We start from the raw sequence: 26,978 nt of genomic DNA, 5'->3' as shown, positions 1-26,978 counted from the left end.
AACAGGACATTCATGCAGTCAAAAGCAGATCATGCCACTGCTGCTCACGCGCGTTTAAGCTTCGACCGGCTGGGATTGGTGATCGCGCTCATCATTATCGTAGCGCTCGTGCAGCCTTTTGCGCTTGTGCGGCCCAATCGCATTGCCGCCACCGCACCAGTGACGATCCTCGACGCATTGCCGTTCTGGCAATCGCTCGCCATGATCGCGCTGGCACTCGGTTCAGTCCTTGCCATGGTCTGGCGCACCGCACCGCAATTGCGCCTTGCCATATTGAGCGTGTCGCTGCTGGCGCTGGCAATCACCATCGGCTCAAGCGCCAGCTATCTCACTCCTTCCGACAATGATTATGCGCGCGTTTCGCCCGGCAGCAGCTTCTGGCTGATGTTTCTGGCATTGGCTCTTGCCATCGGCGATACATTCGTGCGCCTGCAACTCAAACCGCTCACGCGCCTTGCAGCACTTGCGGTTTTCATCATTGTGCTGGGCATCTTCCTTTATGCCGGAGTGTGGAGCGATCTTTCGATCCTCAAGGAATATGCATCGCATCGGGGGCCGTTCATGAATGCGCTCAGCACCCATGCGTTGCTCGCTGGCGGTTCGCTGGTGGTGGCCTTTCTCATCGCCACGCCCATCGGCATCCTGATCCACCGGATCAAGCGGTTGCGCGATGCGGTGCTGTCAGTTTTCAACGTCATCCAGACCATTCCCTCCATGGCCCTGTTCGGAATGCTGATTGCGCCGCTCGCATGGGTTGCTGCCACTTTTCCCGGTGCAGCAGCCTTGGGCATTGCCGGTATCGGCCCGGCCCCTGCCTTCATTGCATTGGTCGCCTACGCGCTTTTGCCGCTCGCACTGGCAACCGTTACCGGCCTCGACAGCGTTGCGCCAGCCGTGGTCGATGCCGCAAATGGTGTCGGCATGACCCGCTTTCAGCGGCTTTTCTCGGTCGAATTGCCGCTCGCCTTTCCGGTGATCCTGACCGGCATCCGCGTCGTTCTGGTTCAGAATATAGGCCTTGCAGTGATTGCCGGGCTGGTGGGTGGAGGCGGGCTTGGTATTTTCGTCTTTCAGGGCATCAGCCAGACTGCCACTGATCTGGTGCTGCTGGGCGCGCTGCCAACCGTTGCCATGGCCTTCGCCGCCGCCATTCTGCTCGACGCGCTGATCGAAATCAGTCGTGGCCACCCGAATATGGAGCAAAGCCCATGATCGAGATCGCAAATATCAGCCGCATCTACGGCACGCAGGCTGCTGTAGACGATGTATCACTGACCGTCGACGCGGGCGATGTAGCGGTTATCGTCGGCACATCGGGTTCAGGCAAGACCACCTTGCTGCGTATGATCAACCGCCTTGTCGAGCCAACCTCCGGGATGATCCGGATCGATGGCCGCGACAATCGTGAACTGCCCGCACATATTCTGCGGCGCGGCATCGGCTATGCGATTCAGGGCCATGGGCTTTTTCCCCATCGCACCATCGCCGAAAACATCGCCACGGTGCCAGTGCTGCTCGGTTGGAACAAAACACGAATTTCGGAGCGTGTGGATGAGCTTCTGTCGCTGTTTCGTCTCGACCCCGCGCTTTATCGCGAGCGGATGCCGCATGAGCTTTCGGGCGGAGAAAAACAGCGGATCGGCGTAGCCCGCGCATTGGCTTCCAACCCGGCGATCCTCTTGATGGATGAGCCTTTCGGTGCGCTCGATCCCATCATTCGCGACAAGGCGCAGGAAGACCTGCTGGCAATCCAGAAACATTACGGCACGACAATCGTGCTGGTGACGCATGATATGGAGGAAGCCATCCGTCTGGGTTCCCGCATTGCGGTCATGGACAAGGGGAAACTGCTCCAATATGCGACGCCAGAGCAGCTCATCACCCATCCCGCCACGGATTTTGTCCGCGCGCTGCTTGGCGGCGGCGGTGACCGCGTGTTCCGACTGCTCGCCCTCAATACGGTCAGCGGACTGATCGAAACGGGTCATGCGGATGGTGAGCCGGTGGCGAGCTCCGCATCGCTGCGCGAGGCGCTGGGCACAAGCCTCTGGTCGGGTCGCCCTGCCCTGCCAGTAAGCCGCGAGGGCAAGATAATCGGGCGCGTCACCCGCACCGCTATCGAAGACTATGCCCGCAAGGCGGCATCATGAGAGCAGGTACAATCGCCAAAGCCGCCCTACTGCTATTTCTATGCGCCTTTCTTTTCGAACCAGAGCTTTTCAAGGGCCTGCTTGCACCCTATGCGCGCAATAATGCTCCGGCGATCTATACGCAGAACTCACTGTTGAGACTGACAATCAATCATCTCGTGCTGGTGGGGGCTGCAACACTTACCGCGACGCTCGTCGCCGTCACTCTGGGAATTCTGACGACCCGGGCAGGCGGGCGCGAATTCCTGCCGTTCTCGCGCGCCATCGCCAATATCGGCCAGACCTTTCCTCCGGTCGCTGTGCTTGCCATCGCAGTTCCGGTTTTCGGCTTCGGCTCGGTGCCGACCTTCATAGCGCTGGTGCTTTATGGCCTGCTGCCAATATTTGAAAATACGCTGACCGGGCTGACCGAGCTTGACGCTTCGGTGGTGGATGCGGGGCGCAGCATGGGGATGACCGAACCGCAATTGCTGTTCAAGGTCGAGCTTCCTCTGGCCCTTCCAGTCATCCTCTCGGGCATAAGGCTGAGCACGATCATTTCGCTTGCGACCGCAACCATCGGCTCAACCGTTGCCGCAAGCACGCTGGGCGAGGTCATTGTCGCAGGTCTTCTGTCGGGCAATACCGCCTTCGTCCTGCAAGGGGGCCTGATTGTCGCGGCCCTGGCCATTCTCATCAACAGCGCTTTCGTTCTCGGCGAGCAGAAGCTGCGGGCTAAAACCACTTAAACTGGCTCACGCCTCCTCGATGACCCGAACGCTCTGCTCGCCACCAATATCCACTAACCGGGTCGGCGGGGGCACCTCATGCACATCATGCGTGCCGAAGCTACTCGGATAGAATTCATAGCCTGCCGGGGGCGTTGGGGGCACGCTTTCATCGATCAGCTTTCCACCCGCAAGTTCGGTCATTGGATCGGGAATGGCACTGATGAGCCGCCGCGTATAGGGATGCGTAGGGTTGGAGAAAATCTGGTTCCACGGCCCCGTTTCCACCACCTGCCCGAAATACATCACCGCCACACGATCGCTCATATGTTCGACCACGCTCAGATCATGGCTGATCATGATGTAGGAGAGGCCAAGCCGCTCTTTGAGTTCCAGCAGCAGGTTGATGATCTGCGCCCGGATTGAAACATCGAGTGCCGATACCGGCTCATCGAGGACGATCACTTTGGGATTGAGCAAAAGCGCGCGCGCAATGCCGATACGCTGGCGCTGGCCACCGGAAAATTCATGCGGATAACGCTTGGCCTGTTCGGGCTTCAGGCCAACAAGACGCAGGATTTCTTCCAGCCGCCCATCAAGCTCGCTACGGTTGCTGATACCATGAATACGCAAGGGAGCCGCCAGCGAAGTATAGACCGTCTGGCGCGGATTGAGCGAAGCGAAGGGGTCCTGAAACACCATTTGCGCCATTTTCGCCCGCTCCAGCCGGGACGGCTCGTCCTTACCGGTAATCGGCTTGCCCTCGAAATAGATCTCCCCATGAGTAGGCTTCTGAAGGCCGACAATGGAAAGGGCCAACGTTGACTTTCCGCAGCCCGATTCACCGACAACCGACAGACATTCGCCCTTGTTCAGCGTCAGGCTGAGATTGTTGACTGCCCGCAGCAATTGCTTGGACCGGCTGAACAATCCGTTGCCGATGGGAAAATAGACGCACAGATCGTCGATGCGGACCAGCGGCTCGGCAAGTGCGGTTGAATAGGTTGCCCTGTCAATCATGGTGGAAACACCTCACGAAACCAGTATCCGCCAGCGGAGTCTGTTCAGGCGGAGACGCCCGGCATATGTCGGTCGCGCGCGTACAGCGCGGCTCGAACCGGCATCCCTTTGGAAAAGCGGAAATGGACGGCACGACGCCCTCGATTTCCTGCAAGCGCCGCTGGCCTTCGCTCTGGCGTGAGCCGAGTTGCGGCAGCGACGCGAGAAGCCCTTGCGCATAGGGATGCGAAGGATGGTGAAACAAATCCGCCGTCCCGCGCTCTTCGACCAGATGTCCCGCATACATGACGCCGACGCGGCGGCACATTTTGGCGATCACCCCCAGATCGTGGCTGATCATCAGTACGGACGTGCCGCGCGCATTACACAATTCATGCATCAGACGCAGGATTTCCGCCTGCACAGTCACATCAAGCGCGGTTGTCGGCTCATCTGCGATCAAAAGATCGGGATTACAGGCCAGCGCAATGGCGATCATGACACGCTGGCGCATCCCCCCTGACATTTGGTGGGGATAGTTTTTCACCCGCTGATCAGGAGCAGGAACCTGCACGCTCGCCAATGCCTCGACCGCCTTGCGTTCCGCCTCATGCCAGGTCGCACCCTGATGCAGTACGAACATTTCAGCGATCTGCCGTCCCACCGACGATAGCGGATTAAGCGCCGTCATCGGTTCCTGAAAGATCATGGCGATGCGGTTTCCTCGCAGCTTGCGCATTTCACGCGCCGATGCCAAACGCAAATCCTGTCCCTTGAAGCGGATGGAGCCACCGGTGATGGCCAGCGGCTTGCGCAGCAGGCCGATCATCGACAGGGCCGTGATGCTCTTGCCGCAACCCGATTCACCAACCAGGCCGAAAGTTTCTCCCCGACGAATGGTAAAAGAAACATCTTCCACCACATTATGCCTGCGGCTGCCGGATACGATGTCGAGGCGGAGTTTATCCACCTCCAGAAGCATGTTTTCACTCATATCTTGCGCGTCCTCATATGCGGGTCAAGCCAGTCGCGCAGACCATCCCCGAAGAGATTGAGCCCAAGCACGGTGAGGAAGATTGCAATACCGGGGAAGATCGCAGCCCATGGCGCATTCACGATCAGTTCGCGCGCATCGGTGAGCATATTGCCCCAGCTCGGTGATGGCGGGCTGATACCCAGGCCAAGATAGGAAAGGGCCGCTTCCGCAAGGATCGCATCGCCCATGCCGAGCGTCCCGATAACCAGAATCGGGCCGATCATATTGGGCACGATCTGCGTGATCATGATACGGATATCGCTATAACCAAGCGTCTTTGCCGCCTGCACATAGCCCTGCTTTTTCAGTGACAAGGTGGAGCTGCGCGCGATGCGGCAGGTCCATGACCAGTTGGTGAGGCCAAGCGCCAGCAACAGGCTTGGCAGGCCCGGCCCAAGCACGGACATGATGGCGAGAGCAAAGATCAGCGACGGAATGGCCAGCATCAAATTGGTGAGGCCATTGACGAAATCATCCCACCAGCCACCGAAATAACCGGCGGAAATACCGAAACAAAGGCCGATGACTGTATTGATGCACTGGGAAACGATGCCGACGGTCAGCGAGACCCGCGCACCATAAAGAATGCGCGTAAAGACATCGCGGCCCTGTGCGTCCGTGCCGAACCAGAATTGTGCATCAGGCGGCATTTCCGCACTCATCAGATCGGCGTCCATCACCGGGTGATAATGAGCGAGAAAGGGTGCGAACACCGCACCCAACAGCATGATGACGCACAGAACCCCGCCGAGTACGAAATTGAAACGCAGATTCATGAGCTTACTCGTGGCTTATGCGCGGATCGATGACCGCGTAAAGAATGTCAACGATCGTATTGATGACCAGAAACCACAATACGATCACGAGGATTGCTCCCTGCACGACCGGAATGTCGCGCAATGAAACGCTGTCGATGAGAAGCGATCCGAGCCCCGGCCAGGAGAAAAGCTTTTCCACCACGACCGCCTGCCCCATCATCGAACCGAACTGGAGGCCGATCGTGGTGATGATGAGCACCAGCGCATTGCGCCCCACATGCCATTTGACAAGCCGGAAGCTGCTCATGCCCTTTGAGCGCGCGGTGCGAATGAAATCCGCATTCATCACTTCGAGAACCGCCGCGCGCGTCGTGCGCGCAAGAAGCGCCAAAGGAGCAACGCCCAATGTCATGGCGGGCAGGATGATATTGCGTATGCCGCCATCGCCATAGCCAAAACTGGGCAACCAGCCGAGTGTGAGCGCAAACAGATACATTGCAAGCAGGCCGAGCCAGAATTGCGGCAACGACAGACCCGAAACCGCACCGATCATGGTCACGCTGTCGAGGAGGCTTCCGGGCCTGAGAGCTGCGATGAAACCCAGCGGCACGCCGATGAGAATGGCAAAGCCCATCGCAGCGAAAGCAAGTTTAAGCGTCGGCCACATGCGCTCCTGAATGAGCGTGGCGACAGGCTGGCGCGAGCGATGGGACGTACCAAGATCGAACTGGGCAAGCTGCACCAGATAATTGCCGAAGCGCACGTAGACCGGCTTGTCCAGCCCAAATTCCTTAGTGATCTTCTCCACGGCTCTGGGGTCATTCATACCCTTGCCGCTGGCGACCAGTCCGGACGCGATGCTGCCCGGCACCACGCTGAAAATGACAAATATCAGCAAGGATACCGCTATGATGGTCGGTATCATCTGCAAGACACGCCGCACGATAAAATAAAGCACACGGTCCTCCTTCCGTATCAGCGCTCAAGGCGCTGGAGCAAAGGGGATCAGTGGCCCGCACCAGTTTAGCTGGAGCGGGCCGATCCTGTTCGACCGGGGATCAGCGCCCGGACGGAACCGTTTCGTCTACCCACAATTTTTCGTAGGATTGAATAGCAAGCTCGGCGGAGTTGGGTTGAAGGCCGTGCAGCCATGGCTGATAAGCCATAACGGCCTTGTTGTAGTTGAAGAACCAGACCGGCGCTTCCTCCTGCAACAGATTGTTGGCCTTGCGCAGAAGCTCGTTCTTCTCTTCTTCCGTCGCGGCTAGCTTCGCATCGTCAATCAGCTTGTCGAAATCCGCATTGGCAAACTTCTGATAGTTACAAGCCGATTGCGGCGTCTTGGAATAGAAGCACTGTAGCGATGTCAGCGGATCGGGCCCGCTTTCAAGCGACCACATGAAAGCCTGGAAATTACCGCTTGGCACCACCTCGGAAAGCACGGAAGCCTCCACCGGCTTGGCCTTGACCTTGATGCCAACCTTGTCGAGCATCGGAATTATGGCCTCAACAATGGTCAGACCCCAGCTTTCGTTTTGCGTCGCCGTCAATTCAAACTCGAAGCCGTCCGGATAGCCGGCTTCAGCTAGCAGGGCTTTCGCCTTTTCCGGATCATAGGGATAAGGCTTTGCATCCTTGTCGAAGGCTGGCGAAGAATTTGGCAGCCAACTCACTGCGCGATATGCCTTGTCCTTGACGAGGCGTTTTATGATCAAATCGCTGTCGATAGCATAATTGATTGCCTGGCGGACGCGCTTGTCCTGAAACGGTTTATGGTCGGGATTAAAACCAACCATGCGCGTATAGACCTCAGCCACTTCCAGCAGGTTCTTCGACAGTTCCGGATCTTGTTGGTAGGCTACATATTGCGCCGAGCCCAACACCGCCACATCGATTTCCTTGTTGCGGAAGGCAACGTCGCGCGCCGCCGCATCACCCATGATCATGATATTGATCTTGTCGGCGTAGGGCTTGCCTTTTTCGTAATATTTGTCCCATTTCTCGACCGTCAGGCGCGAGCCGGGAATATACTCGGCAAATTTATAAGGCCCAAGCCCGACAGGATGACGCTGGAATTCCTCGCTATCGCCTTCACCAGCGGGATAAATCGCGGTATTGTTGCGCATGAAGAGGAATTTGGGATCGATCGGCTGGTTGAGCGTGATTTCAAGCGTATGGTCATCGATCTTTTTCAGGCCGGAAATTTCCTCGGCTTTACCTTGCGTGTATTCATCTGCCCCTTTTATTTCAGCGATATAACGAGCCGGAGGGAATGCCTTTTTGGGGTCCATCATCCTTGTATAGCTCCAGATGATATCATCTGCCGTCAGCTGTTTTCCATTATGGAAGTAGGCATCCTGGCGGAGCTTGTATGTATAGGTCAGCTTGTCATCTGAAGCGCTCACTTCTGTGGCAAGCCCGAGGACCGGCGTGTTTTCGTTAGCGTCCCAATCATAAAGCGTGCGATGAATGGCCTTGGCGTAAAATTCGTCCTGCGTGGCAGGCGAAGCGTGAATATCAAGCGACGAAAAACTGTCCCCATAGGGCGCTACGAAATTCACAACGCCACCCGAACGCGGCTCATCGGCGGCGTAAGCCGCAGTTCCCGCCATCAGTACGGCGGACAAAGCTGCCATCAATGCGAATTTTTTCATTTCTTTCCCCTTTAAGATTATTGTTCTGGTTCTTCCGGACCGTTTATCCGGGCGGCACAGCAAGATGCCAAACCGCCCGGCGCCCCCCGGCTTATTGACGCTCGAACACCACTTCGCCCCCGCGAATGGTGAGCATGCATTGCGTATCGTTCAGGATTTCCTCCGGCTTTGCAGTCAGCATGTTACGTGAGAAAACCGCAATGTCCGCCATCTGCCCCGGTACAAGCCTCCCCTTCGCATTCTCAAGCTTCTGGGAGAATGCACCATATTCGGTATAGACCTGCAAGGCCTCTTCGATCGTAACCCGCTCATTCGCATCCATCACCGTCCCTTTGCCGGTTTCCCGCGTCAGCATGGAATAGATGTTCGGATAGGGATTGGGATGGCAAACGGGCGAATCGCTGCCTGTCGCAGGCTTGAATCCAAGGTTCTTCCATGTCTTCAATGGATAGCTCGGCAGCGCCCTTTCCTCACCCAGAACGGAAATATAGGCATCGCCGAAATCATAAATGAAAACCTGCTGCGGACACGGATAAATGCCCGCTTTGCGCATGCGTTCGTGCTGCTGCGATGTGGAAAAGCCGCAATGTTCGATGCGGTGTCGCCGGTCAGCATCGGGATGCACGGCAAGCGCCTTTTCATAAGCGGTGATAAGCTGGCCGATTGCCGCATCGCCAATGGCGTGACAAGCGAACTGGTAGCCCTTTCCGTGCCAGTCGAGCACCAGAGCTTCAAGCTCTGCATCGGGTAGAATCTGCACACCCGTATTGTTGTCGTCACCCAGATAGGGCCTGCTCATCCATGCGGTGCGCCCGCCCGCCGATCCGTCGAGGAATATCTTGACGGCACCGATCCTGACCATATCGTCGCCAACGCCGGAAACGAGGCCCGTCTCGTAGCATTGCTCGACAATGGACTTGCCCGGATCGCCGAGCAACACCAGCCAGCTACGCACTGGCAGGCGCTTTTGCAGCTGGGCGAGATTATAGGCGCGGATCTCGTCGAAACCGGCAACCTGTCCCACTGCTGCATCCATGACGCTGGTAATGCCATAGGAAAGCAGCAGATTGCCCGCCGCCTCAATGGCATCAATCATCTGCTCGGTCGTGGGGTCGGGAATGGCTGCGCGCACGAGGCCTTGCGCGTTTTCCGCGACCATGCCCGTCAACTTACCGTCCTTCTGCCCGATCAGGCCACCTTCGGGTACGGGCGTATTTTCGTCCACCCCCGCCAGCTTGAAAGCAGCGGAATTGAAGATCGCCACATGCCCGCAGGCACGAACCAGCATGACCGGGTTATCGGGCGCTACCGCGTCCAGTTCTTCCTTGAGGGGATGACGTCCCGTATCGAGTTTTGTCTGATCATAGCCGCGCGCCATGACCCACGCGCCGGGCGGCGTTTGAGCAGCCTTGCGGCGGATCGCCTCCAGCAAACTGTCGAGCGTAGGTGCCGCATGTGATGTCGCGTCGATCCAGTGCAGCGTCAATCCGAGCGAAATCAGATGAAGATGCGCATCGTTTAGGCCGGGCGTGGCGAAACCGCCCTTGAGGTCCACCAGACGCGTATCGGCGCCCTTATAGGCGGCCACGATTTCCGTCTGGTTTCCCGTCGCCAGAACCTTGCCCTGCCAGATCGCCAGTGCCTCGACGGTTCCCTCTTCATAACCACACCAGATCGTACCATTAAACAGAATGGTGTCGGCGTACAATTCCGGCCTTGCAGGCATGCAGTAATTTCCTCCCAGAAATATCAGCTCACAAATTTTCCATCTGAATATCCGGGCTACAGGTCCCCCGATCCTCTCCCTTTTTCAAATCGCCCTTTATTGATGGAAACTCTTCCATCGAATGTTTGAACAAACAACCCGTTAAATCGATAATATTCTGCGCTAATCCTATACATATTGACGAAATGCCCTTTGATCTGACGAAGTCGACAATGATTTTTGTCCCAGATCGAAACACATTTCGCCTTTGGACGCGCACATCGCCGTGACGGCAGGCCGGAATCACCCCTCGAAACTTCTTCCCAGAGTGAAATTTAGTTGAAAGTGAGTGCGCCCAACTATCTTCCATACTAGTCTACCATATGCTAGAAGCAGTTTCGGATTCATGGAGGAATGGAATGCGGCAGACATGGCGATGGTTCGGACCAAAGGACCTCACGTCGATTGACGACATGCGGCAGGCGGGCGTAGAGGGCGTTGTTTCCGCTCTGCACCATGTGGCAACCGGAATCGTGTGGACGCCCGAAGAGATTGCACTGCGGCAGGCAGAGATCGGGCGAATGGAAGATGGAGCACCGTCACACCTCAAATGGGAAGTAGTCGAAAGCCTGCCCGTGTCCGAAGACATCAAGAGACAGACGGGTGACTGGAAAACCCATCTCGCCAATTGGAAAACGAGCCTAACCAATCTGTCCCGCGCCGGGATAGAGACCATCTGCTATAATTTCATGCCGGTGCTGGACTGGACGCGGACCGATCTGGCCTGGCGGCTGGATAGCGGTGCGACATGCATGCGCTTCGATCTCATTGATTTTGCGGCTTTCGATATTCACATCCTGCAACGCGCCGGCGCTTCCGAAAGCTTTTCTGATGATGTGGTGCAGGCTGCAAAGGAGCGCTTCAACGCCATGAGCGAGGAACGGCGAGAGCAACTTGCAGTAAATGTGGTCTATGGCCTGCCGGGCACCGCCGAGACTTTCAGCCTTGCCGATGTACGCCAGCATCTGGCGGAATATGATAATATCAGCGCGGAAAAACTGCGTGGCCATCTGTTCGATTTTCTGGCCGAAGTCGCTCCGCTGGCCGAAGAACTGGGAGTGCGTATCTGCTGCCATCCCGACGACCCGCCGTTTTCGCTGCTTGGCCTGCCGCGCATCATGTCGACGGAAGCGGATTACCGGCAGATGATCGAGGCGGTGAACATTCCGGCAAGCGGCATCACGCTCTGCACCGGTTCGCTCGGAACACGGCGTGACAACGACCTGCCCGGAATGATGCAGCGCCTTGGGGATCGCGTCCACTTCCTCCACCTGCGCAATGTCATGATCGAGGATCCCGGCAATTACGGCTCTTTCTACGAAGCGGGCCATCTGGAAGGCGGCACCGATATGGTAGCGATGATCGCAGCTATTCTGGCGGAAGAACGCCGCCGCAAGACCGCAGGCCGCAAGGACTGGCAGTTACCGATCCGCCCCGATCACGGTCAGGATATTCTTGACGATCTGAGCCGCAGGGGCCAGCCCGGCTATCCGTCGATTGGTCGTCTCAAGGGACTGGCGGAGCTGCGCGGCATCATGACCGCGCTGGAACACCCTTCTTTCGCAAGGCAAGCCTGATGAGACTATCCGCAAACAGCCCCCGATCGGACGGCGCTTCATGGCCCGATTATCAGCCGGAAACCCATAATGCAGGCATTGTGCATCTGGGTCTGGGGGCTTTTGCACGCGCGCATATCGCAGCCTATACGGATGCGGCATTGGCGGTCGCTCCCGGCAACTGGCGCATTATCGGTGTGTCGCTGCGCGGGACCGATGTGGCACAAGCATTGAATGCTCAGGACGGACGCTACACGCTGATCGTGCGCGGCGAGGAAAACCGCGCCAGCGTCATCGGTTCGATCTCCCATGTGCTTTCGGGGCCGGGCGTCGGCGCGTATGCATTGGCCGCCATCGTTCATCCCGCCTGCCATATTGTGAGCATAACCGTCACGGAAAAAGGCTATGGCCTGCTGCGCAGCGGCGGCTGCGACCCCGATCATCCGGCAATCAAGGCCGACCTGGCCGAACCTCACGCGCCAAAAGGCGTACTGGGCCTGCTGACATTGGGGTTGAAACGACGTTTTGATGCTTCCCAACCGCCTTTCACCATATTGAGTTGCGATAATCTGCCCGACAATGGCGCATTGCTGCGCGCTGCTGTCATCGATTTCGCCCGGCGCGCGCATGGTGCCAATCTGGCCGAACGCATCGCAAGCGAGGTTGCCTTTCCTGCCACGATGGTTGACCGCATTACGCCGCAGGCAACGGCGCAAACCCGCACCGACGCCGCGCTCGCCACAGGCTGCGACGATGAAGCAGCAATCGAGACGGAGGCTTTTTCGCAATGGGTCATTGAGGATAATTTCCCCCATGGCCGTCCGGTGTGGGAGGCCATGGGGGCGACATTCACCGACAATGTGCGCCCGTTCGAGATGATGAAGCTGCGTATGCTCAATGGCAGTCATTCCATGCTGGCCTATACCGGTTTTCTGGCGGGTAAAACCTATGTGCGCGATGTAATGGCGGATGCAGCGCTCAACAAGCTGGTGCTGCGCCATTTGCGGGCAGCGGCAAAGACCCTTCCTCCAATCGATATCAATCTTGATACCTATGCACAGGCGCTTGCGGAGCGCTTCCGCAACCGCGCCATTGCGCATGAAACACGGCAGATTGCCATGGACGGTACCGAGAAAATGCCCCAGCGCATTTTTGCCCCCGCACTCGACACGCTGGAAAAGGGCGGCGATACCACGCCTTTTGCCTTCGCCGCCGCGGCATGGATGCGTTATGGGTTAGGTTATAACGATATAGGCAAAACCTATCCCCTGAACGACCCGCGCGCAAACGAGATTTCAGCAGCACTCAGCCATCTCTCAACTGCCGATGCAATATTTTCCGCTTATGCCGGATTACCTGGATTATTGCCGTCTGTGCTCAAAGGAGGCCTTTTTGCACAACAGGTCAAAGCCTGCCTGCAACGCATGTTGTCAGACGGCGTGACGGAATCAATCGCGTATGAGGCGGCAAATTTGTGCGTCAGTCATCGTTGACGATCAGATTCGGATAACGCTGCGCAAGGTGCTCGGTAACTTTCAGTACTTCCGAAAGATGCACGCGCACAGCCGCTTCCGCTGCCGCCGGATCGCGCTGGCGTATAGCCGCGAGCATGTCCTTATGCTGTTCGATGAGCAATTCAACGGGCGTGACGTTGGGCAGGCTTAGAAAGCGCAGTCGGTCGAACTGAGCTTTTTCACGTTCGAGCAGACCCCAGAGATCGCCAACGCGAATGCTGTTGGCGATGGTGCGATGAAAAGCATCGTCTGCCATAGTGAAGTCTTCGGGCGAATCCTTCGAGTTTTCTTGCGCGGCAATGATCCCATCGAGTTCGGCCAGAACATCCTCGCCAAGCCCCTCTTCCGCCGCGCGCCTGAATACCGCGATCTCCACAGCGTTACGCACAAAGCGCGCGCGCCGCACCGCAGACAGCGAAATCGGCATGATGAAGGTGCCGCGCTGCGGCCAGACCTCGACCAGCCCCTGATCGACCAGCCGCAGCAGCGCCTCGCGCACTGGCGTACGGCTGGTGCCGAAATGCCGTGCCAACTCGTTCTCAGAGACGCGCTTTCCCGGCATCAGCCGCAAGGTGATGATGTCGTTGCGGATGGCTTCGAGAATGGTTCCAACCGCAGGCGGAACCCCGCCACCATGCGCAGATTTTTCCTGAAGCTGGATCGGGCTGGCCGGAGTATCATTCATCTTTAACCGTCCCAGCCCAGATGGCTCAGGAAATCCCTCGTGCGGGTCGTATGCGGATTGTCAAAAATCTGCTCCGGCGGTCCCTGCTCAATGATCTGGCCGTTGGCAAAAACGACGACATGATCCGCCACCCGGCGCGCAAAAGTCATTTCATGGGTCACGACAATCATGGTCATTCCGTCATCCGCCAGCCTTTTCATGACGTTGAGCACTTCACCGATGGTTTCGGGATCAAGCGCCGAAGTCGGCTCATCAAAGAGCATGACTTCCGGTTCCATTGCAAGTGCTCTGGCGATGGCCACGCGCTGTTGCTGGCCGCCGGAGAGATTGGAGGGATAATTATCCGCCTTGTCGGACAGGCCCACCTTGGCCAGCAATGCGACGGCACGCTCGCGCGACTGCTTCTCAGACAGCCCCAGAACGGTTGTCGGCCCCATCATGATATTGCCGAGCGCATTCTTGTGCGGAAAAAGCTCGAAATTCTGGAACACCATGCCCATGCGCTGGCGCATGGAGCGCGCCTGTTTCGGGTCCTGCGTAAGCGGTTCGCCATCGATCAGGATCTCTCCGCCGCTCATGGCTTCCAGACCATTGGTGCAGCGCAGCAAGGTCGATTTTCCCGAGCCGGAGGGGCCGATGAGGCAGACGACCTGCCCGCGGTGTACTTTCAGGCTGACGCCATTGAGAGCGACGAAATCGCCATAGGATTTGCGCACATCGCGATATTCGATGACGACATCGCCTGTTTTTGCGGCTGCGGTTCTGGGAGATGTCATTCGGTAACCCCGTATTTGCGATGAATCCAGTCGACGAGCTTGGCCTGCGGATAACCCAGCAGCCAATAGATCGCCGCCATGGCGGTCAGAAGCTCGATCACGCGGAATGTCTGGGAGCGTATCTGCATGGCCGTATGCGCCAGATCGCCGACAGCGATCACGGATACCAGCGACGTGTCCTTGAAAAGCGTGACCCATGTGGTCGCCAGAACCGGCAGCACGCGGCGTGATGCCTGCGGCAATACGATCTTGCGAAACGCCGTCCATTCGCTCATGCCCAGCGCCAGCCCGGCCTCGGTCTGCCCTTTGCGAATGGAGCGGATACCGGAGCGGAACGTCTCCGAATTATAGGCGGCATTATTGGCGACCAGCGCCACAAGCCCGGTCATGAAAGGCGAAAACGAAAGCCCGCTGATCATGGGCAGCACATAGAACGCCCAATAAACCACCAGAATGATCGGCAGATTGCGCATCAGCTCGACATACCAGGTTGCGATCACCGCAAGGGGCCTGAAACGCGATTCGCGCATGACCGCAACCAATATGCCCAGCGGTGTCGCAAGGAGCATGGTCAATATGGTCAGCGCTATGGTGATGAGCGCGCCGTGGCCCAATGCGGGCAGGCTTTTCCAGATGATGGACCAGTCGAATGTCATGAGCGCCCCAGGAAGGAAATGCGGCGGTAGAGCATGTCGACGCCTCGGGTGAGTGGGAAAATGACGATGAAGTAAAGGATCATGACTGCTGTGAAAGCTTCGACGGGTGCATATTTCTGCCCGGCGATCGCCTCGGCGCGCCGCATGAGTTCAGGCACGGCGATCACAGTCGCAATGGCCGTATCCTTCACCGCCAGCGACAGCAGCGAGCCGAAGGAAGGCAGCATACGCACAAAAGCCTGCGGCAGCACGATCTTACGCATGACCTGGCTCTGCGACATGCCCAGCGCCAGCCCCGCGCGAACCTGCCCCGGACGAACCGACTGAATACCCGCGCGCACGACTTCCGCCACATAAGCGGCAAGATGCAGCGACAGCGAGAACAAAGCCGACCAGAAGGGAGGAAGGTTTATGCCCGTTGCGATGGGCAGGGCAAAATAAACCCACACCAGCACCACCAGCACCGGAATGGCGCGCATGGAATCGATATAAAAAACGGTTATCTTGCTAAGCCATGTCGGCCCATAAAGACGGGCGAAAGCGAGCAGCAGACCCAGAAGAAAGCTTAATATACTCACGCCCGCTGCAAGCAGAAGCGTGACCATCAGCCCATCGAGCAGAAATCGCCAGCTCTCAAATATGGCGCTGAAATTGAATTCCATTTGTCATTAACCCTGAAGATTCTGGAACTCTGAAGGTCCTGCACGAAACAGGACAGCCTCCACACGCTGCCGGAAAAGACCGCGTGTGGAATTGAAATCGTTCACATTTTGGCGACTTCGGCTTCTTCAAGCTTGAGAAGTTCCGGAAGCTTCGGCTCCGTCACCGCCTGTAGCCATTCGAGATATTCGGGCTGGTTCTTGTCGATGGCGAGGCCGATTTCATTCACGGCTTCGGTGCTGTCCTGACAATTATTCTCGCGCGGCAGCGCTTCCAGCCCCTTTACATTGTTGCTCAGGGCAATGAAAGGAATACGGTTGATCGGCGCAACATCGGCGCGACCAGCCATGATTTCTTCCATGGGCGCCGCAGTTCCGGCACTCGTGACACCGCGCAGTGTGGCGTTTGGAAAACGTTCCTTGACCCAGTTTTCCTCACCGCCGCCGGTGAAATAGGCAATGGTCACTTCCGGACGGTTGAAATCGTCAACCGACTTGGCTTCGGAAACCTTGGGGTTGGAAGCCTTGCCGAAAACGCACAGCGACGTGCGCGAATAGGTGACGAAATCGACGACTTCCTGCCGCTGCTTGGTCATGGAAAGCGGCGAAATGGTCATGTCCACCTGATTGGCTGCCAGAACCGGAACCTTGGTTTCATGCGAGACGAGAACCGGAACCAGTTTCACACCGAGATCATCGGCATAGGTCTGCGCCAGCGACCAGGCCGGACCCCGCCAGCGTTCGCCCGAGCCCGTGGTGTCCTCGACCAGCCACGGCGGATTGGCCAGAACGCCTACGCGCAGCTCGCCCGCTTCCTTGATCGCGTCGATACGCGCACTCTTGCCCGGTGCGGGAACTTCCTGCGCCTGTGCCAGTCCCGCAAGAAACATCGCACTCAGGGCAGTCGCGGCCACGACTGCATATAATAGCTTTTTCATTATAAACTGCTCCTCACCTCTACCTGCCAGCACTCCCCTGGCTAGGTAAGTATTCTAGTATACAAGATTGGAGCACGCAAGAGGGCAGTTTGGACAAACCTTCCACCCCGCTCCGGGAAAATTACGGTTTTCCAGAACCGGAAAAGAGGTGGCGATCACTCGCCAATGCACAACACTCAATTTATGTCACTGATGTTTACCGCTCCTATTAAGAAAATGCGGTACTCGCCCAACATTGAAGCGCTGAGGCAATATAGGGCGAGTTTAACGACTTATTTACCATGATTGTAAGAAGATCGGCTGCAAATCACATTACAGCGGTGCATTCGCAAAATTTGCCTTTGGCTGTTCTATCGAGGGAAAAGTGACTTCTCATGGCAAACTCCCATCCGGCATCCGGTTCACGCTCTATAATAGATGAACTCAACGTCCTGCGGGAGCGCCGTCCTGCATCGAATGCGATGGATGAATTGCGCCATACCTTGACCGAACTGGAAAAGCGTCTGTCGCTGATGAGCACGCCTCCCGAAAGCCATCGTTATCAGCAGCCCGATTATTATCACAACTCGGTGCGCGAACCGGCAGAGTTACCAGCCTATTCACAGCCTAGGAGCGCAACCGTCATGGAAAGTGCGGCCCTGCGCCAGATCGACCATCGTCTGAATGAAATCAGCCGCGCACTGATTGCCGCCAACCGGTACCGCGAGACCTCTCGTGAGGATACTGGTCGACTCGACCGGATCGAAAAGCGGCTGACAGAACTGACCGGACAGCTCGACACATCTCTGGCCGAACAGAATTCGGATATTCTGTTTCGCCGCCTCGGCGAGCTTTCGCAGCGTATTGATACGCTCAACGGCGCTTCAAACCTGCCGCAGCAGGTCATCGAACCGCTTGCCCGTCAGATCAATCTGCTTGCGCAGCACCTTGGCAAGCTCATCGACAATCCGCATTCTTCGGATTACCGCTCCATCGACGCTCGTCTGGCCACCATCGCCGGAAAACTTGCCGCAATGGAGAAGCGGGCATCCGAGCCAAACCCTGCCATTGTAGATAAATTGAACGAGCGTTTTGCAGCGCTGGCCGAAAGGCTCGACGCGCAATATGCCAGCCATCATATCGGCCAGGAAACCATTCATAATCTGGAAAGCCAGCTTGCCACGATCGCGCAGCATCTGGTGCAGCCATCTGTGGAATTTGCGGAACTCAAACCGCGCCTAGACAACATTGAGCGCTCGCTTTCCTCCAATCGCGAAGCAGTTTTCGATGCAGCGCGCGAAGCCGCCGAAAGCGCCGTCGCTCGCCTTTCAGAACATGGATCGCAGAACGACAGCGCCATGGCGCTTCAGCTTTCCAATGATATAAAATCGCTGGAATCCCTTGCGCGCACGGCGGAAGAACGCAACGGGAAGTCCTTCCAGTCCGTGCATGAGGCTCTGGTCAAGGTGGTGGATCGCCTGACGCATCTTGAGCAGAATATGAACGGGGACGGGGAGTCGCCTGCGGCCAGCAATCCGTTTTCTGTAGCACCGCAACCTGTTGTGGTTCGTACGCCCGTGGCTGCCCAAAAGAAAAGCAAAACGGATATTGCCTCCCCGCTCCTTGAAGAGAAGCTTGGCCATCTCACGCCGAAGATACGTCGCGAGCCGGAACTCAACCCGACACTCGATTCGACCCAACCCGATAATGATGGCGCGCTTGATCTCAGCACGATCATGCGGCGTGTGCGCGAGGAACGCAGCCAGCAGGAGGCTGGCAAAGATCAGCCCGGCGGCAAAGCGGATTTCATCTCCGTTGCCCGGCGCACGGCACAACAGGCAGCCGATGAATCGAAGCAGATCGAAGAAAAGCTGGCCGAGGGCACCGAAGATCGGAAAAGCTCGCTCGGCGGCTTTTTCCATCGCCAGCGCAAACCGATCCTGATGGGCGTCGGCGCGGTCATGATCGCCATCGCCGGCTTGCAGGTCGGCTCGGCTTTTCTACAACATGACGAGCAGGCCGACCCGGCTTCGCAGCATGCGGAATTGCCCGCAATCGATCCAGCAACCACGGCTTCGGTTCACGCACCCGCCCTCACCCCAGACAACGAACCTGTAGCTCCTGCCACGGTGGAAATGCAGGAATTGCCGCAAATGCCGGAGACCATCACTCCGGCCACGCAGATTACGGAGCCACGCGCGGAAAGCGTGCTCGCAGCCCCTTCGCCAGCCGCCGAACAGGCCGGACAGAACGCTGCGATCACGGATATTCCGCAGGAAACGGGCCCGGAGGCGCTGCGCGACGCAGCATCCAAGGGCGACACCCGCGCCCTCTTCGAGATCGGCAATCGCTATATGGAAGGCCGTGGCGTTACCGCCGATTTCGCACAAGCTGCGAAATGGTATGAGCGGGCCGCAGAGCAAAATTACGCGCCGGCACAATATCGCCTTGGTAATTTCAATGAAAAGGGGCTGGGAATGCCCCGCGACCTTGCCAAGGCGAAGGACTGGTATCAACTTGCCGCTGGACAGGGTAATGCCAGTGCGATGCATAATCTGGCCGTCCTTTATGCTTCGGGAGCCAATGGCGCGCCCGACAACGCTGCGGCAGTGCGCTGGTTTACGGAAGCTGCGGAACTAGGCGTGAGAGACAGCCAGTTCAATCTGGGTATTCTCGCCGCCAAGGGACTGGGAATGGCGGTCGATCTGGAAGAGAGTTACAAATGGTTCGCGCTTGCCGCCAATTCGGGCGACAAGGATTCCGCGCAAAAGCGTGACCAGGTTGCCGCAATCCTCAAACCCGCGCAACTCAAACGCGCCAAGGGCGCGGTGGAACTCTGGAAGGCAAAACCTTTGAACGAGGCCGCCAATTCCATCGACGTGCCGGAGGGCTGGTCAGAAGACGCACCTGTGGCCACCAGTTCGGTGGATATGAAAAAGGCCGTGCGCAACATACAACTCATTCTCCAGAAGAACGGCTATGACGTAGGCGCGGCAGATGGAGTGATGGGAAGCCGGACCCGCAATGCCATCGCTGCAATACAGAAAGCCAACGGCCAGAATCCGACCGGCGAAGTGGACCAGCAATTGGTGCAATTGCTTCTCGAAAAGAATGGGTAAAGCATGGCTCAAAACCGGCGATAATTTGTTTCCGCTCCCGGAAGATATTGCAGGAAAGTTACGCGCTTCCAATAAGGTAACTCTATTTTGAATCAGGGTTTGACTTCGCCGCCCTGAAAGAGCAAGACGATACTGGACAGGCCTTGCGGCCGGGCGCAACCGCAAGCGACTGCATGTCATGCGTAGTATAACCGGGTTCGGAATTGGGTATTTACCTTCCCATTGCAGAATTGTCGGTCAACATGCTGGTTCTGCTTGGCATGGGCGCTGCCGTGGGATTTCTCTCCGGCCTCTTCGGTGTAGGCGGCGGCTTTCTCATCACACCACTGCTGATATTTTACAACATCCCGCCAGCAATCGCTGTTGCCACCGGTGCCAATCAGGTCATTGCTTCCTCAGTTTCGGGTGCGCTTGCGCATTTCAAACGCCGCACACTCGACATCAAACTGGGCTTGTTTCTCGTCGCGGGGGGCCTGTTGGGATCGCTGGTGGGCATCTTCGTCTTTTCATGGCTGCGCGATCTCGGCCAGCTCGATCTGATCGTCTCCATTCTGTATGTCTTCTTTCTGGGTACGGTCGGCGGACTGATGCTGGTAGAGAGCCTGCGCGCCCTGCGCCGCACCAAAAAAGGGCAGGCCAGCGCGGCGCGGCGCCCCGGCCAGCATACATGGATTCACAAGCTGCCCTTCAAGATGCGTTTTCGCACCTCAACCATCTATGTCAGCATCGTTCCGGTGCTCGCCATCGGCTTTTTCATCGGCCTGCTTTCATCGGTGATGGGCGTCGGTGGCGGTTTCATCATGGTTCCGGCGCTGATCTATCTGTTGCATGTTCCCACCAATGTCGTGGTGGGAACCTCGCTGTTCCAGATCACTTTCGTTACAGCTTTCACAACTGTTTTGCAGGCGACCGCCAATCAGTCGATCGATATCGTCCTTGCTTTCCTGCTGATGCTGGGCGGCGTCATAGGCGCGCAATACGGCGCACGCGCAGGCCAAAAATTGCGCGGCGAGCAATTGCGCCTGCTGCTTGCACTTCTGGTTCTCGCCGTCGGCCTGCGCCTCGCCTTTGGCCTGTTTGTGCGACCCGACAACCTGTTCTCCATCTCAATTGCGGATATGTGATATGAGAAAGCTCGCGCTCATATCCGCATCGGCCCTGAATCTTGCAGTCTTGCCCGCTGCAGCGCAGATCAACTCCATCGGCGACGGCAACAATATGCCGCAATTACGCAATCCGGCCGAAGAGACCATCGAGATCGGCCTTTCCACTGAAACCATCGCCATCACCTCGAATTTCGGCGGCACTCGACTGACTATCTTCGGCGCGCTCGATAATGCTGACCCGCTGATCCAGCGTCAGGGCCGCTACGACATCATAGTCGTACTGCAAGGTCCCTCGCGCGATCTGGTCATGCGCAAGAAAGAGCGCTATCTGGGTGTCTGGGTCAATGCGAATTCAGAGACGTTTCTAGGCGTTCCCCTGTCCTACTCATTAGCCTCAACGCGCAATTTGCAGGATATTGCCGACGAGAAAACATTCCGCCAGCTTTCGGTCGGGGTGCACAACTTTTACCTGACACCAGAGGACCCGACGAGCCTTTCGGACAATATTCCCAAATTTGCTGATGAATTGCGCGAGATGAAAATCCGCGAGGGTCTTTACAGCGAGCGTGTTGGCGGAGTGGAGTTCGTATCGCGCACCCTGTTTCGCGCCACGCTGAACTTGTCAGCCAATGTGCCGGTCGGACGCCATCGCGCGCGCGCGCTATTGTTTCGCAATGGCGTTTTCCTGCGTGAAGCCAGTACGGGTCTAGAAATCGTCAAGGCAAGTCTCGAACAAAGCATCTACGACGCAGCCCATAAACACAGCTTGCTCTATGGCCTGTTCGCCGTTCTTCTGGCCGTCACAACCGGCTGGGTGGGCCGCATTCTTTTCCGCAAGGATTGAACCAGATTACTGAGTAGCGGCGCTTGTCACGCGGATCGCGTAGATATCGACCGGCTTGCCTTGGCCGCTAAGATCGGAATTGATCGTGATCGTACCGCCGCCGCCCACTGTCTGATCTGCCGGAAACGTCACATCAAAAAGGAAATCGCCGATCGTATCACGAATGTCGTAGCGCCTGCGCCCGCAATCGCCCAGAGCAGCAAAATTGCAGCTTACCGACATTTGCGTGGTTCCCTCGCCTTCGCTACGCGCCACGATATCGAAGGTCGCTTTTTTGCCAGCCAACTGATTGAGCACACCCTCGCCCACGTCGAAGGTGATTGTGTCGCCCACACCCAACGATTGAATGCGCACGAAACTACTATTGCCCTCTCGCATGATTTCCGCCTGTCCACGCCCTTGCACGGACATGCGCGTCGCCTCTTGCGGTGTGAAAATATTAATCCAGCGACGTCCTTCCGGGTCTTCGCCCTCCATGACCGGAGCAATACTGCCATCAGCATGCAAGGGAGAAGAAGAACCACGCGTGAAATCGGCGAAGCTGTTGTAAAGTGAATAGCCGATCATAACGGCCACGACCAGAACAAGCGCAGGAATGCCATAGCTGTAAAACGGGGAGCGGCGCTTTTTCGTGCGGCTGCGATGGGTTGCGCTAGCCTCATACCCCTCCCCTGCACTGCGCCTGCTCTTTTTTAGCGTCGGGCGAATATCCGCCGTATCAAGAGCCGGACCGGCTTCAAAAGCGGCTCTTCCCAGAACGGGATCCGCCGATCCGAGAGTGTCAGAAGATGGTTCCCGCTGCGGCGCGGTATCCTGTCGAGGCAGGAATTCCCGCTCGATTCGAGAGATCGCGTCCTTCAGCTTCTGGCGCCGCTGTGCTTTCTGCCCGTCATTCAATGCCGCATTATTGGTCGCAAGCGCGCGTTCATGCGCGCCCCAGGCCGCCTCGTAAATACGCTGGCGGGCCGCCGGATTATGCGCCTCCGCCTTTGCGAATGCGTTCCTGATTGCGCGTTCGATACTTTCCAAAAGGCCGATCTTCCTTCGTTCGCGTATTCGGTCATGCCATTGCGGCGATATTAAAGCTGCATTTCAGCATACCGCTAAACAAGCGTCCGCGATATTAGTGTCTGAATCAAGGTGGTTTACCTGTTCAATACATGTTTTGGCTAGCCGATATGGTTGCCAGATTGGCTAAATATGAACTTTAAAGCGATTTTCCCCTGCCGTTTGATAAAAAACACAAGACAATATCAAAATCGCCATCCTGATTCCCGCACTGTTTTATTCTTGCTGTTGTCATAGGTCATGATAAAACTATGACGTTTACGGAAACGTCAATTTATAGGAGAACAGAATGGCATTGCCGGAAATTTTGAAAAACGGGTTGCGCATTCCGGTCGTAGGAGCGCCGCTGTTTATCATTTCCCATCCGGCTCTGGTTCTGGCGCAATGCAAGGCAGGTATTATCGGCTCCTTTCCTGCGCTCAATGCGCGCCCCGAAGCCCAACTCGATGAATGGTTGGCTGAAATCACCGAAGAGCTTGCCGCCTATGACGCGGCCAGCCCAGATCGTCCGGCTGCGCCTTTTGCCGTGAACCAGATCGTTCATCGCTCAAACAAACGGCTTGAACACGATCTGGCTCTTTGCGTGAAATACAAGGTTCCTATCGTCATTTCCTCGCTGGGCGCCGTACCCGAGGTCAATGCGGCCATCCATTCCTATGGCGGCATCGTCCTGCATGACGTCATCAACAACCGCCACGCCAATTCGGCAATCCGGAAGGGCGCTGACGGCCTGATCGCGGTAGCAGCGGGTGCAGGTGGCCATGCGGGGTCCCTTTCGCCTTTTGCGCTCATTCAGGAAATTCGCGCATGGTTCGATGGGCCGCTTCTGCTCTCTGGCGCAATCGCCAATGGCAGCGCGATCCTTGCCGCGCAGGCCATGGGGGCGGATCTTGCCTATGTCGGCTCACCCTTCATAGCGACCCCGGAAGCGCGTGCGACTGACGCATATAAACAGATGATCATCGAATCAAATTCTGCCGACATTGTCTATTCGAACTATTTCACGGGCATTGCCGGCAACTATCTCAAGCCTTCGATCGCCAGAAGCGGCCTCAACCCGGACAATCTGCCAGAAGCTGCCCCCTCCAAAATGAACTTCGACGCGGCACATCGCGAAAGCGCCAAGGCCTGGAAAGACATATGGGGCTGTGGTCAGGGGATTGGCGCGGTTAAGGAAGTTCTGCCAGTTGCTACACTCATCGACCGGCTGGCACGCGATTATGAGGACGCTCGCAACCGTCTCTGCACTCTCGTCTGAACCCCTTTCCGGCAGATGGAAGTGCTTGTATAGGCCGATAGAGGCATTGTGCTGATAAGGTCTGCAATTAACATAAGGTTTGTGCGTTTTGGACCTTGCATTCCTTTGTGCTTTTGGTTATCAGCGCACCGTCCGGTTATGATCCGAAATGCATTTCCAGGGCCGCATTAGCTCAGTTGGTAGAGCACATCATTCGTAATTAGCGGGTCCGCTAGAGAATGAGGTTCGAAGCCAGTGGGTTGGGGCTGGTGAGTGAAAGTTAGTAGGGCCATAGTATGGCCGTGTGTGAAGGGTTAAGCCGCTTTAGCTCAGTTGGTAGAGCACATCATTCGTAATGATGGGGTCGCGTGTTCGAGTCACGCAAGCGGCACCACTTCCCAGCTTGAGGAAGTCAAAGTGCGCAGATGACCGGTGGTCCATACGATCCGAGAGCCGTCGCCAACCTCATGCTGGACGAGGCTGACCGGTCGGGGATGAAGGTCACCAATCTTGCACTGCAAAAACTCCTCTACTTCGCCCACTCCATTTTCCTGATCGAAGCCAAGCGACCTCTGGTCAGCGGCTATTTCGAGGCATGGCAATACGGGCCGGTGCATCCTGCCGCCTACTCGGCTTTCAAGACGGCTGGCAGTTCTCCTATCGACTTCCGCGCCACCGGGCAGAATGTGATGACCGGCGAGCGCATAACTCTCGACCTGCCCAACGACCCCGCTATTCGTCGCCATCTGGCGCGTATCATGTCGTCCTACGGGCAGCTATCGCCGGGGCGACTGGTGGACATCTCCCACGCCAAGGGAGCGCCTTGGGATTACATTGCGGACATAGGAAGAACATCGGTTGCGCTGGGGTTGCGAATCCCCGATGATGTCATCGTTAACCGATTCAAGTTCCACAAGGTTTCCGTTGGCGCGGCTCCGGTCGCGGGAGAACCGGATGAAGATACGCCGCTTACCTGAGATCGATCTTGCCCGTGTCGCAACGCTGCCGACGGATCAGAAGCGGCGCGAACTTGAGCGTTTCAAGCTCGGGCATCCGACGATCACCTACAAACCAGTGCGCGCCCGGTTCGCCGATATCTTCAATGTTCAGCCTGATATGTTCGCGGCTGCCGACCCGACCGCGTGGCCGGTTCTGGAACGACTGATACAGGCAAAGGCGACCTCCGACGACGAATGCAACGCCAACCTGCTCGTCGCCAAGGGTCTGCACGACTTCGCGCGCGCAAATGCCTTGCGAAGCCGCTCTCAAGCCTTCTTCCCGCTATCACTGAGCGTCGGCGAGAAGGTGGAATACTGGTTGCCGATGGTGACGGCGCTGGAGGGTGCCCCGCTGGTGATCTTCATCGATCCCCGGCGCGGCAAGCGTCTGACGGCAGAAGCGAGACGGTTTGTCTTCTCGATGATGCATGAGCATATCAGGGTCGCCAACCCCGACTTTACCGCCGCTCAGCTCGGGGTCGTGCAGTTTGGCGATGCCGCTGATGACCAGCGCCCGGTGACGCTGAGCACCGCCGAAGGCGTCGAACTCTTTGGCTTCGACCAACTCGACCAGACAGATGGTGCGCGAGACCTACGACATCTGGCGCGAGGTCAGCGAGGCGCGCGAAGACGAGGTTCGCCGTAAGGCCGCTGGCGGTGGTCACGGCCCTCTGTTCGACTGACGGGCCTCAGCGCCCTTCCAGCCGCCGCCTGACGGTCTTCCGCACGCGATACCAATAGGTCTGCTCCGCGCCGTCGCTGTCGCACCACGCGCGCTCGTGGCGGGCAAAGGCCTCAAGTTCCGGGTCGGGATAGCTGGCGATAATGTCGTCAGCCACGCGGGCAATGTCGTCAACTGGGATCAGCCTCGGCTTGATCGCGTCGGTCCAGATCGTCCAGAGCATGAGGCCGACGAAGAAAAGTGCCTGACCGACGAAGAAGATTAGTAGCAGCCACGAAAATGCTTGAACGAATATATCCCACATCGCACCATCCCCGATGAAAATGCGATGTAGCCTATAGTCAACAAGTGGAATTTGAAAGCAAAATGAGACTCATAGTCCGTGGCCTCATCGTCTACACATCTGGCCTATCGTGGGCATGGAAGACGTGTGCGCGATACTGGCCCGAAACATCAAGGCGGCCCGAGGCCTTCTGGGTTGGTCCCAGGAAGAGCTTGCCGACCGTGCAGAGATCGACCGCACCTATATCTCGGGTGTTGAGCGGCAGGTGAGGAACCCAACGATCACCGTGGTCGCAAAGCTGGCCAAGGCGCTCGGTACCACGACGGCGGACCTGCTGACGGACCGATCGAATTGACCACGCGGGCATGGAGTAGTGCCAAACCGCGACCCTTACGTGCCCCAAAACCAAACGTGCTGCACATAACCCGCGCCGACGGCCGTCAGAGCGTCCGACAGGCGGCTTTAGGCACGCCCATGCCCAAAGCCGCCCCCGCCGCTGCCTATGCCTCCTACGGCGTCTGAGGCGGTTCTGAGCGCCCCGTACCGCGTCCGGCAGGCCGACCCAAAACGTAGCGGACGGCATGGGTCGTTGCCCCTGTAACTTGTAACCGTAACTTAAGGTCCGAAAGCTCCAAGGACGGCAGGGGGAGTAGTACACTCCCCCTGCCGTAGGGCGCGGCGCAGAAGGTTGCCGCGCTTGTATTGGGGTTACGGGTTACAGCCCGGTCGCAGCAGGGTCGGCTCAAAATGGCGAATCCTCGCTCGAGGCTGTGTTTCGGCGTGGAATATTGACCCCACTAGCGGGCGAA

The 26,978-nt window shown here is 57.4% G+C and carries 24 protein-coding genes, 1 tRNA gene and 1 pseudogene; 13 read left to right on the top strand and 13 right to left on the bottom strand.

The window, feature by feature from the left end:
* Positions 1–12 precede the first annotated feature (12 nt).
* Genes KUG47_RS05770 through KUG47_RS05760 form a run of 3 tightly spaced genes read left to right on the top strand, consistent with a single transcriptional unit; the run spans position 13 to position 2,878 of the window.
* Positions 13–1,212, top strand: a complete 1,200-nt coding sequence (locus KUG47_RS05770) for an ABC transporter permease (RefSeq protein ID WP_217677021.1) — start codon at positions 13–15, stop codon at positions 1,210–1,212.
* Positions 1,209–2,150, top strand: a complete 942-nt coding sequence (locus tag KUG47_RS05765; RefSeq protein WP_217677020.1) for an ABC transporter ATP-binding protein — start codon at positions 1,209–1,211, stop codon at positions 2,148–2,150. Before KUG47_RS05770 ends, KUG47_RS05765 begins: the two co-directional genes overlap by 4 nt.
* Positions 2,147–2,878: an ABC transporter permease gene (locus tag KUG47_RS05760; RefSeq protein WP_217677019.1), complete on the top strand. Its 732-nt coding sequence runs from the start codon at positions 2,147–2,149 to the stop codon at positions 2,876–2,878. The genes KUG47_RS05765 and KUG47_RS05760 overlap by 4 nt, the downstream gene beginning before the upstream one ends.
* Positions 2,879–2,884: 6 nt before the next feature.
* On the opposite strand, the gene KUG47_RS05755 is transcribed toward KUG47_RS05760, so the two are convergent.
* The 6 genes from KUG47_RS05755 to KUG47_RS05730 all read right to left on the bottom strand — a co-directional run bounded on the left by KUG47_RS05755 (position 2,885) and on the right by KUG47_RS05730 (position 10,030).
* The gene (locus KUG47_RS05755; protein WP_217677018.1) at positions 2,885–3,877 is read right to left on the bottom strand and encodes an ABC transporter ATP-binding protein; all 993 of its coding nucleotides are present in this window, start codon (positions 3,875–3,877) and stop codon (positions 2,885–2,887) included.
* The gene (locus KUG47_RS05750; RefSeq protein WP_217677017.1) at positions 3,870–4,850 is read right to left on the bottom strand and encodes an ABC transporter ATP-binding protein; all 981 of its coding nucleotides are present in this window, start codon (positions 4,848–4,850) and stop codon (positions 3,870–3,872) included. The genes KUG47_RS05755 and KUG47_RS05750 overlap by 8 nt, the downstream gene beginning before the upstream one ends.
* Positions 4,847–5,668, bottom strand: coding sequence for an ABC transporter permease (locus KUG47_RS05745; protein ID WP_217677016.1), 822 nt, complete (start codon positions 5,666–5,668; stop codon positions 4,847–4,849). Before KUG47_RS05745 ends, KUG47_RS05750 begins: the two co-directional genes overlap by 4 nt.
* Positions 5,669–5,672: 4 nt before the next feature.
* Positions 5,673–6,608, bottom strand: coding sequence for an ABC transporter permease (locus KUG47_RS05740; RefSeq protein WP_217677015.1), 936 nt, complete (start codon positions 6,606–6,608; stop codon positions 5,673–5,675).
* Positions 6,609–6,708: 100 nt separating this feature from the next.
* Positions 6,709–8,304, bottom strand: a complete 1,596-nt coding sequence (locus tag KUG47_RS05735; protein ID WP_217677014.1) for an ABC transporter substrate-binding protein — start codon at positions 8,302–8,304, stop codon at positions 6,709–6,711.
* Between the two features lie 91 nt (positions 8,305–8,395).
* Positions 8,396–10,030 carry an amidohydrolase gene (locus KUG47_RS05730; protein ID WP_217677013.1) on the bottom strand — a complete coding sequence of 545 codons (1,635 nt, stop codon included), beginning with the start codon at positions 10,028–10,030 and terminating at the stop codon, positions 8,396–8,398.
* A gap of 398 nt (positions 10,031–10,428) precedes the next feature.
* On the opposite strand from KUG47_RS05730, the gene uxuA reads away from it, so the two are divergent.
* Both uxuA and KUG47_RS05720 read left to right on the top strand, forming a co-directional pair.
* Complete coding sequence (uxuA, locus tag KUG47_RS05725) at positions 10,429–11,646, top strand: mannonate dehydratase (protein WP_217677012.1); 1,218 nt, start codon at positions 10,429–10,431, stop codon at positions 11,644–11,646.
* Complete coding sequence (locus tag KUG47_RS05720) at positions 11,646–13,118, top strand: mannitol dehydrogenase family protein (protein WP_217677011.1); 1,473 nt, start codon at positions 11,646–11,648, stop codon at positions 13,116–13,118. The genes uxuA and KUG47_RS05720 overlap by 1 nt, the downstream gene beginning before the upstream one ends.
* Here KUG47_RS05720 and KUG47_RS05715 read toward each other — a convergent pair.
* The 5 genes from KUG47_RS05715 to KUG47_RS05695 all read right to left on the bottom strand — a co-directional run bounded on the left by KUG47_RS05715 (position 13,105) and on the right by KUG47_RS05695 (position 16,853).
* Positions 13,105–13,824 carry a GntR family transcriptional regulator gene (locus KUG47_RS05715; protein ID WP_217677010.1) on the bottom strand — a complete coding sequence of 240 codons (720 nt, stop codon included), beginning with the start codon at positions 13,822–13,824 and terminating at the stop codon, positions 13,105–13,107. The genes KUG47_RS05720 and KUG47_RS05715 overlap by 14 nt on opposite strands.
* Positions 13,825–13,826: 2 nt before the next feature.
* Positions 13,827–14,600: an amino acid ABC transporter ATP-binding protein gene (locus tag KUG47_RS05710; RefSeq protein ID WP_217677009.1), complete on the bottom strand. Its 774-nt coding sequence runs from the start codon at positions 14,598–14,600 to the stop codon at positions 13,827–13,829.
* Positions 14,597–15,256, bottom strand: coding sequence for an amino acid ABC transporter permease (locus KUG47_RS05705; protein WP_217677008.1), 660 nt, complete (start codon positions 15,254–15,256; stop codon positions 14,597–14,599). Before KUG47_RS05705 ends, KUG47_RS05710 begins: the two co-directional genes overlap by 4 nt.
* Positions 15,253–15,918, bottom strand: a complete 666-nt coding sequence (locus KUG47_RS05700; RefSeq protein WP_217677007.1) for an amino acid ABC transporter permease — start codon at positions 15,916–15,918, stop codon at positions 15,253–15,255. The genes KUG47_RS05705 and KUG47_RS05700 overlap by 4 nt, the downstream gene beginning before the upstream one ends.
* A 101-nt stretch (positions 15,919–16,019) precedes the next feature.
* A complete protein-coding gene (locus tag KUG47_RS05695) occupies positions 16,020–16,853 on the bottom strand; it encodes a substrate-binding periplasmic protein (protein ID WP_217677006.1) in 834 nt (277 codons plus the stop codon).
* A gap of 374 nt (positions 16,854–17,227) precedes the next feature.
* Here KUG47_RS05695 and KUG47_RS05690 point away from each other — a divergent pair, with 374 nt between their 5' ends.
* The 3 genes from KUG47_RS05690 (at position 17,228) to KUG47_RS05680 (ending at position 21,901) form a co-directional block, all read left to right on the top strand.
* Positions 17,228–19,951, top strand: a complete 2,724-nt coding sequence (locus KUG47_RS05690) for an SEL1-like repeat protein (protein WP_217677005.1) — start codon at positions 17,228–17,230, stop codon at positions 19,949–19,951.
* A 242-nt stretch (positions 19,952–20,193) separates the two neighbouring features.
* Positions 20,194–21,075, top strand: coding sequence for a sulfite exporter TauE/SafE family protein (locus KUG47_RS05685; protein WP_422718064.1), 882 nt, complete (start codon positions 20,194–20,196; stop codon positions 21,073–21,075).
* 1 nt (position 21,076) lies between these two features.
* Complete coding sequence (locus KUG47_RS05680; RefSeq protein ID WP_217677003.1) at positions 21,077–21,901, top strand: TIGR02186 family protein; 825 nt, start codon at positions 21,077–21,079, stop codon at positions 21,899–21,901.
* A gap of 6 nt (positions 21,902–21,907) precedes the next feature.
* On the opposite strand, the gene KUG47_RS05675 is transcribed toward KUG47_RS05680, so the two are convergent.
* The gene (locus tag KUG47_RS05675; RefSeq protein WP_217677002.1) at positions 21,908–22,930 is read right to left on the bottom strand and encodes a hypothetical protein; all 1,023 of its coding nucleotides are present in this window, start codon (positions 22,928–22,930) and stop codon (positions 21,908–21,910) included.
* A 328-nt stretch (positions 22,931–23,258) separates the two neighbouring features.
* Here KUG47_RS05675 and KUG47_RS05670 point away from each other — a divergent pair, with 328 nt between their 5' ends.
* The 4 genes and pseudogenes from KUG47_RS05670 to socB all read left to right on the top strand — a co-directional run bounded on the left by KUG47_RS05670 (position 23,259) and on the right by socB (position 25,887).
* Complete coding sequence (locus KUG47_RS05670) at positions 23,259–24,227, top strand: NAD(P)H-dependent flavin oxidoreductase (RefSeq protein ID WP_217677001.1); 969 nt, start codon at positions 23,259–23,261, stop codon at positions 24,225–24,227.
* A gap of 297 nt (positions 24,228–24,524) precedes the next feature.
* Positions 24,525–24,600, top strand: a tRNA-Thr gene (locus KUG47_RS05665).
* A gap of 31 nt (positions 24,601–24,631) precedes the next feature.
* Positions 24,632–25,183, top strand: coding sequence for a type VI toxin-antitoxin system SocA family antitoxin (socA, locus tag KUG47_RS05660; RefSeq protein ID WP_217677000.1), 552 nt, complete (start codon positions 24,632–24,634; stop codon positions 25,181–25,183).
* Positions 25,161–25,887 (top strand): annotated as a pseudogene (gene socB, locus KUG47_RS05655) (type VI toxin-antitoxin system SocB family DNA replication inhibitor toxin). The gene socA and the pseudogene socB overlap by 23 nt, the downstream one beginning before the upstream one ends.
* A gap of 6 nt (positions 25,888–25,893) precedes the next feature.
* Here socB and KUG47_RS05650 read toward each other — a convergent pair.
* On the bottom strand, positions 25,894–26,190 hold the full coding sequence (locus KUG47_RS05650; RefSeq protein ID WP_217676999.1) for a hypothetical protein: 297 nt from the start codon (positions 26,188–26,190) through the stop codon (positions 25,894–25,896).
* A 115-nt stretch (positions 26,191–26,305) separates the two neighbouring features.
* On the opposite strand from KUG47_RS05650, the gene KUG47_RS05645 reads away from it, so the two are divergent.
* Positions 26,306–26,524, top strand: a complete 219-nt coding sequence (locus tag KUG47_RS05645) for a helix-turn-helix domain-containing protein (protein ID WP_217676998.1) — start codon at positions 26,306–26,308, stop codon at positions 26,522–26,524.
* Positions 26,525–26,978 lie beyond the last annotated feature (454 nt).

The organism is Falsochrobactrum tianjinense (assembly GCF_019100495.1).
Classification (GTDB): Bacteria; Pseudomonadota; Alphaproteobacteria; order Rhizobiales; family Rhizobiaceae; genus Brucella; species Brucella tianjinense.
Note: the sequence above shows the minus strand (reverse complement) of the source record. Positions and strands in the feature narration are given on the sequence as shown.